The organism is Geobacter pickeringii (assembly GCF_000817955.1).
GTDB classification, from domain to species: Bacteria; Desulfobacterota; Desulfuromonadia; order Geobacterales; family Geobacteraceae; genus Geobacter; species Geobacter pickeringii.
Window position 1 is genome coordinate 2968053 of record NZ_CP009788.1, and the last position, 16169, is coordinate 2984221.

The 16169-nt window shown below is 57.6% G+C and carries 11 protein-coding genes, 2 tRNA genes and 1 riboswitch; of the genes, 4 read left to right on the plus strand and 9 right to left on the minus strand.

The features are described from left to right. Positions 1 to 80: 80 nt before the first annotated feature. On the minus strand, positions 81 to 1556 hold the full coding sequence (locus GPICK_RS17515) for a DUF5666 domain-containing protein (protein WP_158414182.1): 1476 nt from the start codon (positions 1554 to 1556) through the stop codon (positions 81 to 83). A 150-nt stretch (positions 1557 to 1706) separates the two neighbouring features. Further along, positions 1707 to 1781, minus strand: a riboswitch (cyclic di-GMP riboswitch). Positions 1782 to 2006: 225 nt separating this feature from the next. Between GPICK_RS17515 and GPICK_RS13400 the strand changes: the two genes are divergently transcribed. Beyond that, positions 2007 to 2081: transfer RNA gene (locus GPICK_RS13400), tRNA-Thr, on the plus strand. 638 nt (positions 2082 to 2719) lie between these two features. Here GPICK_RS13400 and GPICK_RS13405 read toward each other — a convergent pair. The 4 genes from GPICK_RS13405 to GPICK_RS16725 all read right to left on the minus strand — a co-directional run bounded on the left by GPICK_RS13405 (position 2720) and on the right by GPICK_RS16725 (position 6691). Further along, positions 2720 to 4249, minus strand: coding sequence for a hypothetical protein (locus GPICK_RS13405; RefSeq protein WP_039744016.1), 1530 nt, complete (start codon positions 4247 to 4249; stop codon positions 2720 to 2722). A 9-nt stretch (positions 4250 to 4258) separates the two neighbouring features. Next, the gene (locus GPICK_RS13410; RefSeq protein ID WP_039744017.1) at positions 4259 to 4870 is read right to left on the minus strand and encodes a recombinase family protein; all 612 of its coding nucleotides are present in this window, start codon (positions 4868 to 4870) and stop codon (positions 4259 to 4261) included. A gap of 687 nt (positions 4871 to 5557) precedes the next feature. Then, positions 5558 to 5632: transfer RNA gene (locus GPICK_RS13415), tRNA-Thr, on the minus strand. A gap of 714 nt (positions 5633 to 6346) precedes the next feature. Next, positions 6347 to 6691, minus strand: coding sequence for a helix-turn-helix domain-containing protein (locus tag GPICK_RS16725; protein WP_144400145.1), 345 nt, complete (start codon positions 6689 to 6691; stop codon positions 6347 to 6349). 165 nt (positions 6692 to 6856) lie between these two features. Between GPICK_RS16725 and GPICK_RS13425 the strand changes: the two genes are divergently transcribed. Beyond that, on the plus strand, positions 6857 to 8152 hold the full coding sequence (locus tag GPICK_RS13425) for a carboxypeptidase-like regulatory domain-containing protein (RefSeq protein ID WP_039744019.1): 1296 nt from the start codon (positions 6857 to 6859) through the stop codon (positions 8150 to 8152). Between the two features lie 32 nt (positions 8153 to 8184). Here GPICK_RS13425 and GPICK_RS13430 read toward each other — a convergent pair whose 3' ends face one another. Both GPICK_RS13430 and GPICK_RS18115 read right to left on the minus strand, forming a co-directional pair. Further along, positions 8185 to 8592, minus strand: coding sequence for a hypothetical protein (locus tag GPICK_RS13430; RefSeq protein ID WP_144400101.1), 408 nt, complete (start codon positions 8590 to 8592; stop codon positions 8185 to 8187). A gap of 43 nt (positions 8593 to 8635) precedes the next feature. After that, positions 8636 to 9682 (minus strand): tyrosine-type recombinase/integrase, encoded by a 1047-nt coding sequence (locus tag GPICK_RS18115; RefSeq protein ID WP_084201446.1) that lies wholly within the window; start codon positions 9680 to 9682, stop codon positions 8636 to 8638. Between the two features lie 428 nt (positions 9683 to 10110). On the opposite strand from GPICK_RS18115, the gene GPICK_RS13440 reads away from it, so the two are divergent. Both GPICK_RS13440 and GPICK_RS13445 read left to right on the plus strand, forming a co-directional pair. Next, positions 10111 to 10650: a YkgJ family cysteine cluster protein gene (locus tag GPICK_RS13440; protein WP_039745785.1), complete on the plus strand. Its 540-nt coding sequence runs from the start codon at positions 10111 to 10113 to the stop codon at positions 10648 to 10650. 125 nt (positions 10651 to 10775) lie between these two features. Beyond that, positions 10776 to 11705: a hypothetical protein gene (locus GPICK_RS13445; RefSeq protein ID WP_144400102.1), complete on the plus strand. Its 930-nt coding sequence runs from the start codon at positions 10776 to 10778 to the stop codon at positions 11703 to 11705. On the opposite strand, the gene GPICK_RS13450 is transcribed toward GPICK_RS13445, so the two are convergent. Further along, positions 11702 to 12463, minus strand: a complete 762-nt coding sequence (locus GPICK_RS13450; protein WP_039744022.1) for a M90 family metallopeptidase — start codon at positions 12461 to 12463, stop codon at positions 11702 to 11704. The genes GPICK_RS13445 and GPICK_RS13450 overlap by 4 nt on opposite strands. A gap of 52 nt (positions 12464 to 12515) precedes the next feature. Next, positions 12516 to 15983, minus strand: coding sequence for an alpha-amylase family glycosyl hydrolase (locus tag GPICK_RS13455; RefSeq protein ID WP_039744024.1), 3468 nt, complete (start codon positions 15981 to 15983; stop codon positions 12516 to 12518). Positions 15984 to 16169 lie beyond the last annotated feature (186 nt).

A 16169-nucleotide genomic window follows, 5' to 3' on the forward strand; every position in this document is an offset into this window, starting at 1 on the left:
CTCGACAAAAGTACGGCCGCCCATTGTCGGGCGGCCGGTCAACATCATTCCTTTATTCTATTCCCACAGCAACGAATTCATCAGAACGTCAGAACATCCGCAATCGCCTGAACCTGGGCCGCCGTCAGCGTGGAGAGGAAGCCCATTCCGCCGACGTTGCCGTTGATCGCGGCCTGGATCTGGGCGGCGGTCCGGTTCTTCTTGCTTGAGGTTGCCAACGGGTTATGGCAGCCGGCGCAGTTGGTACCGTAGAGCGCCACGCCATCGGTCGCCGACGTGGTGGCCGAAGCCTGGCTGGAGGCGGCGCTCTCGCCCGCGCCGTTCATCGCCGTCACGATGTAGAAGTAGGTGGTATTGGCGGCAAGGAACGTCTGCCGGGAGGGAGAGGTGACGCCGGTGATCTTGGTCCCGGTGGCAGTGGTGACCCCGGTTGTCGTCGACCAGTAGAGATTGTAGGAGGTCGCCCCCGCCACGGCCGTCCAGGAGACGGACACCGAATTGGTGCCGCCGGTGGCGGTCACCGTGCTCGGAGCGTTAGGCACCGGCGTATCCACAGGGATCGGCGTGGGCACAGGGGGCGGCGTCACCACCGGCGGGGGCGGCGTCACCACCGGCGGTGTCCACTCCACCCTTACAGTGGTCGCCTTCAGGACGTTGTTGACGAAGGTCCCCTCTACTTCCACCATGACGCCGTTGGCAACGCCGGCAGGAAAAGAAGAAGCTCCGGAGGCGTCAACGGCGGTTCCTCCGATCATGAATGTCGTGCCGGTGAGGCCGCTGACCAGCCCCTCGACCTCCGCATGCTTCCCTTCCTCTGCCTGAACCCCTTCGGTGAACAGTTTCACTTCCGTAGCCTTGAGCGGTGCGCCGCTCAGCGCCGGCAGCGTCCCCTCCACCCGCACGAAGGTGCCGATGGTCATCCCTGTCGGCAGGGTCACGCCGGAGGCATCCACCTGCAGACCGTTGATGGTAAAGGTGGTGCCGGAGATGGTGCCGATGGATCCCTTAAGCTCGATGACCGAGGAGGGGGTCCAATCGGGGAGATGCCGCTCGATGCGGGTCGCTATGATCGTACCGCTCGCATCGGCCATGCCACTCACCTGCACCATCTGACCCGGCTTGACCCCCATCGTTCCGGCCCCGGAGAAGTTGTCGAAGACCGTCCGGGCCGGGTCGAACCTGACCTTCTGGCCGAGGACCGTCATGGAGCTGGAGATGTTGCTGAACGTTGCGATCGGACCCTTCAGGTTGTCGGAGAAATCGACACTGCTCGCCGTTCCGTTGGAGGCATCGTCGAGGGTCCCCTTGACCGTGACGATCATCCCGACCTTGAGTCCGCCGGAGACGTCGGTGGGGTCCTCCATGTTGATGGCGGCATTGTTGACGTTGAACTTGATCCCGTTGACATAGACGCTTCCCAGCTGGGTGATCATCCCCTTGCTGACCACCGGCGTGCCGGCTGCCGGGGCAGCCCCGCCCCCGCCACCGCCGCAGCCGGCCAGCGACAGGGCGAAGAGAGCCGCCCCCACGACGAACAACCATTGCTTTACTCGCATACGCAAACCTCCTTGTCGTTCCCGAAAATTCCTTTTTCCGACGGCGTCGCGTTTTCCGAAGGCGATCTCACCCCCTTTCCACCCACAGACTCCATTCATCCGGCAGTCCGAGAACAAAAAAACCGGGCGCCATCATACCCATCTGGATATTTCGGCATCCCGGCTGTCTCGGTGAGACCCTTGGCTTTCTGTCCCAACCTCACGGTTGGTTTAGCGTTTTCGGCTATCCTGAAAACAGGTTATCTCGTGGCATACCGGCAAGTATTCCACAATTCCGCCCCCAGTCAAGCCGGCCTGCACCTCCCCTCCATGTTCTGGGTTGACTATCAGGTCAAATTGGGTTAGATTTTCCGTTCAGCCGTATCTCATGCCACCTTAGCTCAGATGGTAGAGCAATTGATTCGTAATCAACGGAACTGGGTGGCGCGGACGCAGAAAAATACAGTTAATGCCGTTGTGGCTCAGGGGTAGAGCAGCTCACTCGTAATGAGCAGGTCGTCGGTTCGATTCCGACCAACGGCTCCAAAATTCTGCAATAACAATAACTTGTAAATGCGGCACAGCAGAAAGCTCAATCGTCATAACTGGCGGCTGAGCTTTTCGCGCTTCTGGCGTTGGCAATGTCGGTCAGCATGGCAGCTGCATGTCTGGTTTCGGTGCTGGCGGTCGCAGTGGTCAAGATCGTGGTCAAGCTGGCAGCAGTCGGCATGATTCAAAGTTGATTCAAAACATGCGGCACTGCATGACGACTGGTGCATGTGCTGTGCGTGACGCTAACTGGTTCATTTCTGCATCTATAATACAACTGGCAGTTGATTGTAGTTGCAATGTCGGCAGCGTCGGCACGGCACGCGGCGGCAGACTGGCAGCAACACGTCGCGCGGCACGCGGTCAATCAGTCATGCGGCTGGCAGTCATGCGCGTCTGGTCGGCTGGTTCATTTCTGCATCTATAATACAACTGGTAGTTGTTGTTGATATAGCAGCCGATGCGAACCGACTGCGCGCACATGCTGCCGACTCGAACTGACTGTGTTCTGCTACGACTCGCGCGCGCCGACTACTGCCGACGTCAACGTACTACTGCCAACGTAAACCAACAGTTCTGCTAATCACCGGCTGCCAATCTAACGCTAATGTTCCATTGACATCTACTGTTCGGAATCACTTGATATCGCTCATTTCGTTGACATCTGCCGGACGCCGTTCTTTTTCTGCCTTGATTACCGCGTCGCGCTTGATCGTCGATTCTGACACCCTGTGCCCGCTCGACGTTAGATATTCCGCGATATCGCTGTAACTGCAATCTCTATTTGCTTGAATGAACTCAACCGCGCATTTCTGCATGTCGCTTCGCTTCTCCTCTTTGACTGCTTTCTTTGCTTCGCGCTTGTTCTCAATTGATAAATCGACGCCGGTCTGCTTCCATATCGTGTGATTACTGTACCAATATTTCCTGCCCTTGAACGCGCATTCCAATTCTCTTTCCTTGAACATTTCCTTCGGCCACGTCTTGTTCCAGAAATCTCTTATCGTTCTGGCATCTTTCTTCATCCTCTCTTCTGGAACTCTGTACATTGCAGCCCGAGAACAAAATATAGTCATCAGCTTTTGCCGATTCCCAATCGAAGCGCCATACATCACTTTTATCAATGTTTTCAGATAATTACTGTAATTAGGCTCTTTGGTCGGATACTTTCTCTTCCCGACCGGTACTGTTGTCGCTTTCGGTCGATCTTCGTCGCCCAGCTGCTTTGCATATTCCAACCATCTTGCACGCACTTCTGATTTGTTGTCTTTGTAAAACTCAAAAAACGTCGTGTTGATGTCGTCGAAGATGTTGAATTTATTTGACTGTTCTGTTGATTCTGCGGCCTCCGGCTCCAGTTCTTTGATGACATCTTCCGGTAACTCATCAGAATCTTTGTGCAAATACTGGTCGATTAGCTTTGCCAGCTCATCGTCGAACAGCTCGACTCCCAGCAACTCTGCATACTCTTCCAATGACCTCCGCTCATCCGAAACTCGATACCCGACCGTCCTGAAATTGATGTTCTTGGTCGTTGAACCGCACATCCGTATCGGCTGGCTCAAATGCATCCGGTCAACCTTGTAGCCGATGCTCTCGTCTACGTACAAATCGCTCAGTTTATTGTAGACCTGTTTAACTACCTCAAATACATCTTCTCGCTTAATGTAGCCCAACATCGATATCGTTGACGTGAACGAAAAGAAATCAAACGGCTCGCTGAACAGATAGTACAAATGAATGCCGTTGCCGGAACTGACCAGCATATTCGGCTTCAATTCCATGCCAGATATCTTAACAAGCAGCTCCGGCAATCGTATTGATCGGACGTTATCCAGTTCGACGACGATGCCAAAGCACTTGTCTATTAGAATGGTCTTAGGTAAGCCGTTCTTGAAAAAGCTTTGTAGATACAGACTTACGTGTTCGTGTTTGGATAGATGCTCCTCGACCTCCTTGAAATTGTTAACATTTTTGCATTGTTCAAGCTCCTGCAGCAGCAATTTGCTCCGTGACTCGACGCTGCCGAATATCTGCCTATAATACTCTTCCGGCGTTATCTTCTCAAAATGACTGCTTAACAGCTCTTCTTTTTTCCTGAAATCAGCCTGCCATTCTTCGGAATAGACATCGCTGAATACTTCGTTGGCAGTCGCTGACTTCATCTTGCCTCCTCACGTCACCAATTTTCTGGATTGAATGAAATTGTAAACCGTGCCGCGCGACACCTCGAATATCTTTGCAATCGATGTCAACGACACTTTCTTTTGCAGCAGTTCGGCAATCTGAATCTCCATGCCGTCCAGCTTGCTTGCGCTCGTTGCGCCCTTCGGACGACCGATCTTGACACCGGCTGCTTTCTTCGCTTCCAATGCTCTCTTGGTACGCTCTGATATCAGATCACGTTCCAGTTCTGCGAATAACGAAAACATCGTGACCATAACCTTCGTCGTCATGTCACCATTGCCGCTAACCGTCAGATTCTGCTTTATCGCGATTAGCTTGACCTTCTTCGTTACTAATCGGTTGATTATGCCCAAAACTTCAACCGTGCTCCTGCCGATGCGCGACAACTCCGACACGACAACGCAGTCGCCAGCTTCCAGCTTGTCGAACAGATAGTCGATCAGTCGTTCGCTGGCATCTTTCCGACTCGACATCTCAATCTGAACGAAGTCATCAATGTTGAAGTTGTTCTTCTGCGCGTACTCCAAAATCTCGTACCGCTGATTTCTTAAGTCCTGCTGGTTCGTGCTGACTCTCAGATACGCTATCGTCTGTCCCATTTTAGCCTCCTGTTCGTATCTTGCTAATATAACTAGCAAAATTGTATTTTTCCGAACAGTAGATGTCAATGGAACATTAGCGTTAGATTGGCAGCCGGTGATTAGCAGAACTGTTGGTTTACGTTGGCAGTAGTACGTTGACGTCGGCAGTAGTCGGCGCGCGCGAGTCGTAGCAGAACACAGTCAGTTCGAGTCGGCAGCATGTGCGCGCAGTCGGTTCGCATCGGCTGCTATATCAACAACAACTACCAGTTGTATTATAGATGCAGAAATGAACCAGCCGACCAGACGCGCATGACTGCCAGCCGCATGACTGATTGACCGCGTGCCGCGCGACGTGTTGCTGCCAGTCTGCCGCCGCGTGCCGTGCCGACGCTGCCGACATTGCAACTACAATCAACTGCCAGTTGTATTATAGATGCAGAAATGAACCAGTTAGCGTCACGCACAGCACATGCACCAGTCGTCATGCAGTGCCGCATGTTTTGAATCAACTTTGAATCATGCCGACTGCTGCCAGCTTGACCACGATCTTGACCACTGCGACCGCCAGCACCGAAACCAGACATGCAGCTGCCATGCTGACCGACATTGCCAACGCCAGAAGCGCGAAAAGCTCAGCCGCCAGTTATGACGATTGAGCTTTCTGCTGTGCCGCATTTACAAGTTATTGTTATTGCAGAATTTTGGAGCCGTTGGTCGGAATCGAACCGACGACCTGCTCATTACGAGTGAGCTGCTCTACCCCTGAGCCACAACGGCATTAACTGTATTTTTCTGCGTCCGCGCCACCCAGTTCCGTTGATTACGAATATTTGTCCAGCCAGCCGCATGACAACACAATCTGCCGCATTTCCGCCGACCTGTCAACCGATATTTCCGCAACAAATCTAAATAGTTGATTGTGCTAGTTCACCGACACGCGCACAGCCGACCAGCACCGAAACGCCGCCGCCAGTCGTGCGACTTTGAATTAATCGCTTGTATAAATATTGACGCGGTAAGCTAGGCATGACCTGCCACGGAGCTAGAAATGAAATCAAGATACATTTCCAAGAAAACTGGCAAAACTTCATACCGGTACACTGTCTACGTCTCTGATGAGATCGTCTACCGGTTGCTGAAATTTGCCGAGCAGAACGATTCCAGGATGTCAATCAACAAGACCATTACCAGCATTCTGCAATTGCTGGCTTAATCACACTATGGGTGACACAATGAAAACAGAACCCAACATGACTGATGCGGTAAAGCTTTTCGATGACCCAAATGATTGCAAATCAATCAGTTTCGGTACTTGCAGCATATGTGGCTGCAAGCGCGTGTATTGTCCGGAATTGGATTCCGTCTGGTGCATACACTGCAATAGCTGGATTGGTGAACCGTGCCAAGACCCGGAATGCGCACGTTGCCATACACAGAAATGTACTGATTACAATTAAGTTCCGGCTACCAGCTATACTCGCACTGCCGAACCTACAGTCCCCGAATCTCCGCGATTAAGGCTCTGGCCACGGCTGTGAATGCTTTCCGGCGCCTGCTATCGAGTTGTTTCACCTCGGAGTAAATCGCAAGCAACTCCCCATCAGCAGACTTCCCCTTCTGCGGCAAATCCACAAACTCAGCAAGAGATAAACCAAAAGCCTGCGCCAATGTGTCAACGGCACAAAAAGATAGGTTCGCCTTGCCTCTCTCGATGTCGCTGATATAGGTCGGATGCAAGTCCGATAACTCAGCCAGTCTTTCCTGCGATAACTTTCGAGCTTTCCGGAGATTTCGTACATGCTCCCCGAGCAATTTTAATAGCTTCTCAGCTTCCATGCTTGGAGAATAAGCTAAATGTTCGCGAGCATAAACAGACCAACTCAGAAACATTTGATTGATTTTATAGTCCAGATGGTTTAATTTCATTGAAAAATATAGACTGATCGCCGGTTTTTAAGGAAGTGCCGGTGGTTAAACAGTTACATTTACGGGGAGGGGAAAATGCGGAAGCTGCTTTGTGGGATCGTATTCATGTGGGGCGCACTTGCGGCATGTGGGGGCGGTGGAAACAGTACGACAACCAATCAGCCTGCTGGTGGCACAACGACAGTGACCGGTACTGCGGCGACTGGAAAACCGATTGCGAATGCAACTATTACCCTGAGAGACGGCAGCGGCAACACGAAGACCGCCACTTCGGATGCAAACGGCAAGTACACCCTTGATGTGTCCGGTCTTACGCCGCCGTACCTGCTCAAAGTGACGACTGCGGGCGGAACACTTTACGGGGTTGCTACGCAGACCGGCACGGCAAACCTGCACCAGTTCACGAACCTGATCATCAGGAATTGGTACAAGGCACAGGGGAAAGACCTCGACACCGAATACGTCAAATCGGGTGCCGTTTCCGTACCAACGAAAACGGAGGTCGACACCATTGAGGCGGCCATCCGGCAGATAATCGGTACATGGTTGCAGGCAAAGGGCGTGGATATTACGAGCTTCAGCCTGTTGAACTCGGCCTTCGATGCCAACGGCTCCGGCTTTGACTCCGTTCTCGATGTCCTGAAGGTCAACATTTCCAGCGGCACCATGACCATTGTTCCCGTTGATCCGACGACCGGCGTTCAGGCCGACCCCATCAGCACCTTGCCGGACAGTGCCAGCCTGTCGGCCAGTCAGCTCGACGCCGCTAAAGACGGAATAAACCAGACCTTGACGAGTTGGAAGAATACCATCAACAGCAAAGGAACTGGCATTGCCGTTGCCGATCTGTTGCCGCTATATGCCGGTGCAACCACATACCTCAATGGTGGCCTGACCGTCAGCGCAGATATTGCCGACACCATTTCCAGCGGCAATCACCCCGGCACTATCACAACTGCAACTGTTAAAGAAATAGTCAACTATGACGCCGTGTCTAAGGTCGTGACCGCCAACATCACACTTAACACTGCGAATTGGGGGGCCGTCACCCACCCCCTCTATTTCATATACGATTCGGTCAGCCAAAAATGGCTGTTCTACGGCGACCAGAGAATCGCCCACGTGAAAGCACTTATTGGTAACGGCATTGTGACTCTAAGCGTGTATGACCCAACTCAGAGCGTAACAGGTGCAACCGTTTCAGGACCGGGCCTTGTCGGCACTCAAGTTCTTACGTATTCAAACACAAATGGTCAATTCCGCTTGACGATCAACTTTTCACCGGCGGCCTTGTCGGTTTACACCTTTACGCTCACCAAAAGCGGCGGCTCTTCGGCCACATACAAAGTGATAGCATCGTCGCAGTCCTGAGTGCCAAAATTCTTCCAACGGTCTGGCAGCTTTCACGTTGCCAGACCGCCACTGTGTTCATTTATATTGAAGACGTGGATAACTCCGGCTGCTTCTTCGTCGGAAAGCTCGCGGCATCTGGCATCGTACATCAACATGCCTTCCTCTGCGACGTAAGAAAATTGACCAGATGCCCAGTAAAACCTACCGGCTTGCACGGCCGCTAAAATTTGATCTTTCTCTGCCGCCGTCTCCGGTGAATACTGCAATTGTACCTTGAATATATGTCCGACGCTGTCCATCGCCGTACCCGTTGCCACTATTTCGCAGTAATCGTCCGGCAGGTCAACCAGCTCTATTACCTCGATGTCCATGAGCTTCACGAAGCAGGTAAGGCTCGATTCGTTCGGGAACAGCTTGAATTGACTTTCCTGTCCAGTGTCCAGATTTATGATCGACATTACGGAGATCTCATCTCGATCTATCATTTCAACCCCTCGTCATTCATTGCGTTTTGATCGCCTCGCCCAATAACTCGTTGCTGGTCTGAATTACCACATCAAATTTGTGATTGCTCAGAACATGCGTATATCGCTCCGTCATTTTTAACGTCTTGTGACCCAGCAGCACCTGAACCGTCCTGATGTCCCGACTTGCTAGCAACGCATACGTCGCGAACGTGTGCCGCAGATCATGAAACCTGAAATTTTCGATACCGGCAGCTTTTACCACTGTCGCAAATGAATGCTTGATGTCAGTTATCGGTTCGCCTGTCTTCGGATTCACGAAAACATAACCGGACTTGTTGTTATTTAAACGACTCCTGACGATCCGAGCCATCTCATTGGTCATCGGCACAACCTTGGCTTCTCCGTTCTTGGTCATATCTCCCTGCTTGGTTATCGTTCCGAACTCGAAGTCAACCTCGTCCCGGTGAATCGTCAAAATCTCACGTTTCCTCATCCCGCTACAAATTGCAATAACAACTATATCCCTCAGATGCTCGCACTGCTCTGAATGATTCTCGATTGCCTGGAATAGCCTTTTGATTTCATCCTTGGTCAAATATCGCATCCGTGCCGTCTCTCTGAACTTCTGGAAATTGTCGAACGGATTCGACTTGGCTATCTCTAGCCGAATCGCTCGATTCACCGCTGCCCTGCAATAGCTCAGTTCCCGGTTGATGCTGGCACCGGTCACGCCTTCGCGCCGCCGTGCCTTCTGATACTCGACAACATCAGCCTTTGTCGGTCGCTTGCCGAAATGCTGCTTTGCAATCTGTACCAACGATTTTGCGCTTCGGTACGTTCCCGGCTTGTGATGTTCCAAATACTCCATGTAGTCCTCGATGATCGCGTGAAAATCCAGTTCACGACCGGCCACGCGCACGCCGTTGACAGCATCGGCCATAAGTCGTTTCAGTTCTGCTGCTGCTTCGCGCCGGTTCATTGCTGACACCGGACGTAGCCAGCCGCGATGTCGCTGCTTCTCATGATTGAAGCTGAAGTACCACGTATCGACTCCGTATCTCTTTCTGATTTCAAGCTGCATAACAATCGAATATTACTTAGAAAGTTCGATGTCAATGGACAATGTGGTCAAGAACGTGGTCAAGTCGCACGACTGGCGGCGGCGTTTCGGTGCTGGTCGGCTGTGCGCGTGTCGGTGAACTAGCACAATCAACTATTTAGATTTGTTGCGGAAATATCGGTTGACAGGTCGGCGGAAATGCGGCAGATTGTGTTGTCATGCGGCTGGCTGGACAAATATTCGTAATCAATAGGTCGCCGGTTCGATTCCGGCAGGTGGCTCCAGGAATCAAGAAGGCCAGTTCTCCGACTGGCCTTTTCGTTTTTCTCGTCCGTCACATAAGGATCACGACCGTCAGACGATGGAGCGCAACCGATCCCTGCGCCGGTCTCCGCGACGACAGATTATGCATTGACGCCATGGACGGCGAGAGGGTATCTTTGCTCCCCGTGTCCGAAGAAAAACCAGAAAAGCTTAACAATTACCGGGCCCTCATTCAGCGGGTCGACGCACTCTGCCAACGGATCGAAGCGCGGTTCGCCGACCAGATCGTGTGCCGCAAGGGGTGTTCGGACTGCTGCCGGCACCTCTCCCTTTTCCCGGTGGAAGGAGCCGCCCTCGCGGAAGCCGTGGCCGCCCTCCCCCCCGCCGAAGCAGAGCAAATCCGCAGCAAGGCCCGGCAGGCGTCTTCCGATGGCCCCTGCCCTCTCCTCGCAGACGGAGCCTGCCTGCTCTATGCCGCGCGCCCCCTCATCTGCCGGACCCATGGCATGCCGCTCATCACGGCTGCCGATGGCGAACGGCGCATTGATTTCTGCCCGCTGAATTTCCAGGGGGTACCCTCGCTCCCCGGTGACGCGGTAATCGATCTCGACCGCCTCAACGAAATCCTGACGGCCGTCAACGCTCTCTTCATCGCCCCCGATGCCGACCACGAACGGGCATCACAACGGGTCACCATCGCCGATGCCCTCCGTGGCGGAACCTGAACCACAATTGCGGCGCAACCCGCAATAATTCTGGCAATTTATGCCAAATTGTATACAATCTGTTTTTTTCAAACAACCGAAGCATTCGCCCCTTCGGGCAAAAGGACTGAAAGGAGATTTCCCCCGTGTTGACCACCCCGCTGAATTCCGCAGCCATTCGGCTCGCTACCATCTCCCTCTCCGTTTTTTTGACGCTTGCCGCCGCTCCCCCCGTTCGGGCGGCGGCCGCGGAGACGGACAAGGGATACCTGCCGGTGGAGGCCACGGATTCCTCACCGGCGGACAAGCAGCTGACGGATCTCTTCACCCCCCCCTTCGGCTATCGGGACGTGAAGGTAACGACGGGGAGCAACGATCGGAAGCTCATCACCATAACGGCGGAGCGGACGCTCAACAGCCGGGCGGTCCGGAAATTCAACGAAAACCTCCTGTCCCGGGGGATCAGCATCTTCGGGGCCGCATACTATGGCGATTATTCATGGGAGAGGACGGTGGTGGACGCCGCCATCACCGCGACGCGGAAAGTGACGGGAGAAGCTGATACCATCGAGGTTTCGGAGGGAATCGCCCGGGATCCGCAGAGCGGGCAACCGCTCATGCCGCTCACCGTTTCGGTGGACGAGCTTTCGATCCCGTTGCGGGCAGACTTCGGGAAAACGTGGCAGAAGGTGCGGCTGCTTCCCGCTCAGGAGCCGGCCGCCCGTGACCCGAAAACCGGCCGCTACCCCGGATCGCGGGTCCGTGTCGTCCGCGACAATGACCCTGACAAAAAAGATGTGATCTACGCGGCAAAGGCCGATCTGGCCGAGGTCGAGCGCTACTTCGACGACCGACTCAAGGATATCCACCACACCGTCATCGTCTCGGGAGATGCGTCGAGCGCGCCGGCACCGACGGAGGTCTTCGGGATCAAGACGCCGGCCCAGGTCATCGTCCTCTCCGGATACACCTATCGCCCCGGGACCAAGCAGCTCTCCTACACCGAGGTGACCCTCAAGCGGGCCAGCGACCCAAATCTTGCCCCCTACGTAGAGGTGGAGGTGGCGGAGAACTAGCCTCCCCGCCCCCATGCCGCCGGATCCTGCCCAAAGTACTCCCCGAGCGCCTCGAAGAGCCGGGGGTGGTGCTCCTTGAGCCCGGCAGGCATCTCGAAGAACGTCTCCACCGCCACCGCGAAGAACTCGGCCGGACTCTCGGCCCCGTAGGGATCGAGAAAGGTCTCTCTCCCCGCCTCGTCGTCCGCCAGCAGTTGCTCGTACTCCCGCGTGAAGATCTCCCGCCACGGCGACGCCACGAGAAAACCGCCGGCGTCCGTGATCCTCCCCTCAAGGTCGAGCTGATGGGCGAACTCGTGAAGAACCACGTTGAAGCCGTCATCGGGGCTCTCCGCATCCAGCAGCACGTCCCGCCAAGAAAGAACCACCGTCCCCTGCTCCCACGACTCGCCGACCCGAAGCTCCGCCCCCTCCGTCACGACTCCCGCATCGTCCCAGCGGCGCCGCTCGCCGACGTACTCGTCGGGGTAGATGACGATGGAGGAGAGGAACGGATAGTAATCGGTCTGCCGGTGGAGGAGAAGGAGGGAGGCGAGGGCCGCGACGGTCACGCGAATCTCGTCGGTCACCGCGATGCCGCCGCACCCCTCAAAGTATTTTTCCGCGAGGAGGATCCGCGTGTGGCGCAGGAGCTCTTCCCGGTCCGGGAGTGAAAGCATGCGGTAGAAGGGGACGTTGCGCTCGATGATGCCGCGCCACATGGGAGGGAACTCCCGGCGGGCGAGGCGGGAACGCCGCAGGCGCTTCAGGAAGAACACCGCATCACCGCGGCACGGGCCGGCGCGGAAGCGTGCGCTTCCCCGTGCCGCCTCACTCCCGCTCCTTCGCGGCGGCCGCCCCCTCGCTTCCCGCCGGCTCCAGCAGGTGATCGACCCGGTATCCCCCGGCGGCGGCCCGGGCAGCGAGTTCCGAAACGGCCACGGTCAGCGCTGCCAGACGGCGGGCGGGGAGCTCTTCGCGCCGGGTCACCAGCTCCGCCAGCGTCAGCCAGGCGAGGAGCTCTTCGAAGCGCTCCTTCACGAACCACCGGACCCCGCCGCTCGCATGAACCCCCAGGAACCGCGCCGCATCCCGGTCCGCCAGGAGCTTCCGCATTACAGACTCCCGTTCTCCGGCAAAAAACGTCCGGTGCCGCAGGATCACCGCCATGAGGCTCGCCGTCTCGGCGGCCGTCCAGGGGAGGTCGATCTCCTCCGCCCCCCCCGCCACCACGTCGTTCAGAGCGCGCAGGAGCCCGAACTCGCCGGCCCGTCCCCCCGCCGCAGCGCCCCCTTTGCCGGCAGCGGCGTCGTCCACCCCCCCCAGCACCACCAGGATGAGGAGCAGGAACTGCCCCGCCGGGGTGCCGACGACACCGCGCCAGGGGGTCGGTTCCGGTTCGGCGACGAGGCGGCGCGCCCGCCCGATACCGCTGTCGATGGCTTCGACCAGTGCCGGCGCCTCTTCTCCGGAACCGGCGCCTTCGGCGAAGCGTTCCGCAAACTGCCTCACCCCCGCGGCAAATGCGGCGTTCTGTCTGGGTCGGCCGGCCTTGGGAGCGGCGGCCAGAAGGCCGAGGATCTCCGGCACGCCGGTGAAGAGCCCCCGGAATGCCTCCACGAGGGGGGCAAAGCGGATGAGCTTCACCTCCTCGTCGATGCTCGGCGCCCCCCTCCCCTCAAGCCCGAAGCAGAGGGCGCCCCAGGTGCCGAAGTCGTCGTCGCGGATCTCCCGGAAGTCGAGGAAGGCGTGGTATTCGTATGCCTCGAGCTCCACGTACATCCCCTTTTCGCACAGCTCCCGGCCGTGGCGGATATATTCGAGCCCGGTGGCGTAGTCGCGGAAGACGTAGTAATACCTCCCGTCGGGGTTGAATCCGAGGGCCTCGCCGAGGGTGGTCTGGGCAAGGACCGTTTCGCCGGAGTCGATGGAGACGGCCCGGGCGGTGGAGCTCCGGATCCATCCGGCGGTGGCTGCGTACCGGTTGTGGTAGAGGACGATCCCGCGCTCGTCGCCGAAGCGGTTAGAGTACGCGAAGACATCCTCGTTCACCACGCCGTCCACGAAGAAGTCGTAGAGGATGAACCCCTCGGAGCCCGAGAAGAGCCGCCGACGACGCACCAGGGGGAAGATGAGTCGCTCGTGTTCCGCCACCAGGTGCTCGTCCACCGGCTCGTCCCAGTATGCCCGCCGGTACTCCATGCCGTACTTCTCGTGGTATCCCTCCACCTGGCCGTGGCCGAACATCGGGAGTCCCGGCATGGTGACCAGCAGCACCGCGGCGCCGAGGTACTTCTTCTCCTTGCCGAACTGCTCCACGGCGGTCCGCTCGTCGGGGTTGTTCATGAAGTTGACGAAGCGCTTGAGGATCTCGGGATTGAACTCCAGGACGTTCTTGATGGTCTGGCGGTACTTGGCGTTCTCCTCCAGCTTGAGCATGTTCATAAAGGCGCTGTTGTAGACCCGGTGCATCCCCAGGGTCCGGACGAAGTACCCCTCCATGAGCCAGAACGCCTCCGCCAGCAGGAGCGTATCCGGCGCCTCCGCCGCCACCCGGTCCACCACCTGGCGCCAGAACTCCTCGGGCATGGCGGCGTCGAAGGCGCCCCGCGTCAGCCCGTGCTCGGCCCGGGAGGGGACGCCGCTGCCGAGCCCCGGCTGGGGAAACCAGAGGCGCTGGTAGTGCTTCTTGGCAAGGGTCATGGCGGCGTCGAAGCGGATGATCGGGAAATGGTGCGCCACGTGGAGGATGGTCCGGATCACCGCCTCCCGCACCTCGGGGTTGAGGTAGTCGAGCTGGGCGGTGTCGTTCCACGGAGTGCTCGTCCCGTCGTTGCCGTGGTAGATGTAGCGGGTGCGGCCGTCACGGTGATCGTAATGCTTGAAGACCACCGCCGCGTCCCGCTTGTCCCAGTAGCCGTCCTCGATGTGGAGGGATATTTCGGGGGATGAGGAGAGGTCGGGACCGTTGAAGGTGTACGTGGGAAACGGGGGGTAGTCGAGCCGGATGAACCAGTCGGGGTGCTCCATGGTCCATTTCGAATAGATGCCGGTGTGATTCGGCACCATGTCGCTCGCCAGCCGTATGCCGCGCTGCAGCGCCCGGTCGCGGAGGTTGCCGAGGGCCTCCCAGCCGCCGAGGTCGGCGGCGATGGTGTAGTCGAAGAGGGAGTAGGCGGAGGAGATTGCCTCGGGGTTGCCGCAGAGTCGCTTGATCCGCTGGGAGGAGGCGGAACGTTCCCATATGCCGATGAGCCACAGCCCGGTGAATCCCCGGCGGGCGAGGAGGTCGAGCTCCTCGTCGGGGATCTGGTCGAGGCGGGTCACCTCCCGCCCGTACTGCTTCGCCAGCTGACCGAGCCAGACGTAGACCATCTTGGCGATGAGGACCACGTTCGGCATCCAGTCGACGTCGGCAGAGAACCGTTCCGGTTCCGGATAGTGGTCGTCCGGAGCGAGAAACCCGCCCCGCGGACCGAACTCCAGGACCTGGGGCGGTCCGGCTCCCTCCCATCGCGGCCGCGTCTCCTCGGCCACGATGCCGAAGGCGGTGGTCACCTCGGCGATGACCTCCGGAGGGAGAAACGGCTCCCAGTGGCTCCGGATGTACTCCAGCTGGCCAGCGAGAGAATCGGGCGACGCCTTGAGGGGGGCGCGGAGGAGTTCCGCAAGGGTGAGCCCCAGTGCCTGGTCGGCGGGTGCGTTCCCGATCTCCCGTTCCAGCGCCGTCATCACCCGCCGGTAGGGGGAGCGGAGCGCCAGCTCGCCGTCGTCGAACAGGAGGCGAAACGGGTCGAGGGCCCGGTTCTCGGTCGCCACCCGCAGCAACAGGAGCTCCTTCACCACCCGCTGCCGCCGCCGACGGTCCGGGGCGTCCCCGGCCAGGAATTCCGCCGGCGACTCCGCGCTGTCGAGGACCGCCGCAGGGGGGAATAATTCGACGAACCGGGAGACGGTGTCGCCAAGTTCGCCGCCCTCCAGGGCATAGCCGCAGGCGGAAGCGGAGTTCGTCAGAAGTGCCGGATGGCGGGTGTCGGTGTACAGGTCCACCATGTGGCGCAGCGCCCTGAGCATGAGGATGTAGAGATTGAGCTGTCCCGCCGGCACCGGCCGGGCCGACAGGGCGGGGTGGCGATTGAGCCGGCTTGCCACCTGCCGGGCGACCATGATGCGCGGGACATCCCCTGCCGGCGGCAGCGCCTGGCGGACACTGGCCAGACCCAGCTGTTCCCACGCCTCTCCCGACACCTGCAGCTCAAACGGAAAGTACGCGGTTTCCTGCCCCTCTTGTCGTGTCATCGTCCCCCCGCCTCTGGTTGTGCGCAGCCCCGGCACGGAACCGACGCTGCTCCGTCCTGCACGTCCGCCGTCTGCCAAGGATAGTAGCCCAATTGCCCGGACCCGTCAACGTCCGTTGGCGCGTGCCGTGAGGCTCTTTCGGCAACGAAAGCCTTGACTCTTTAGCGTGCCGTCAGTAATCTGAAT

What these genes read in the sequence shown, in the direction of transcription:
- GPICK_RS13405 (WP_039744016.1), bottom strand. Translation starts at nt 4,249, where the DNA reads ATGAAGTCAGCGACTGCCAACGAAGTATTCAGCGATGTCTATTCCGAA.
- GPICK_RS17515 (WP_158414182.1), bottom strand. Translation starts at nt 1,556, where the DNA reads ATGCGAGTAAAGCAATGGTTGTTCGTCGTGGGGGCGGCTCTCTTCGCC.
- GPICK_RS13410 (WP_039744017.1), bottom strand. Translation starts at nt 4,870, where the DNA reads ATGGGACAGACGATAGCGTATCTGAGAGTCAGCACGAACCAGCAGGAC.
- GPICK_RS13455 (WP_039744024.1), bottom strand. Translation starts at nt 15,983, where the DNA reads ATGACACGACAAGAGGGGCAGGAAACCGCGTACTTTCCGTTTGAGCTG.
- GPICK_RS13425 (WP_039744019.1), top strand. Translation starts at nt 6,857, where the DNA reads ATGCGGAAGCTGCTTTGTGGGATCGTATTCATGTGGGGCGCACTTGCG.
- GPICK_RS18115 (WP_084201446.1), bottom strand. Translation starts at nt 9,682, where the DNA reads ATGCAGCTTGAAATCAGAAAGAGATACGGAGTCGATACGTGGTACTTC.
- GPICK_RS13430 (WP_144400101.1), bottom strand. Translation starts at nt 8,592, where the DNA reads ATGTCGATCATAAATCTGGACACTGGACAGGAAAGTCAATTCAAGCTG.
- GPICK_RS16725 (WP_144400145.1), bottom strand. Translation starts at nt 6,691, where the DNA reads ATGGAAGCTGAGAAGCTATTAAAATTGCTCGGGGAGCATGTACGAAAT.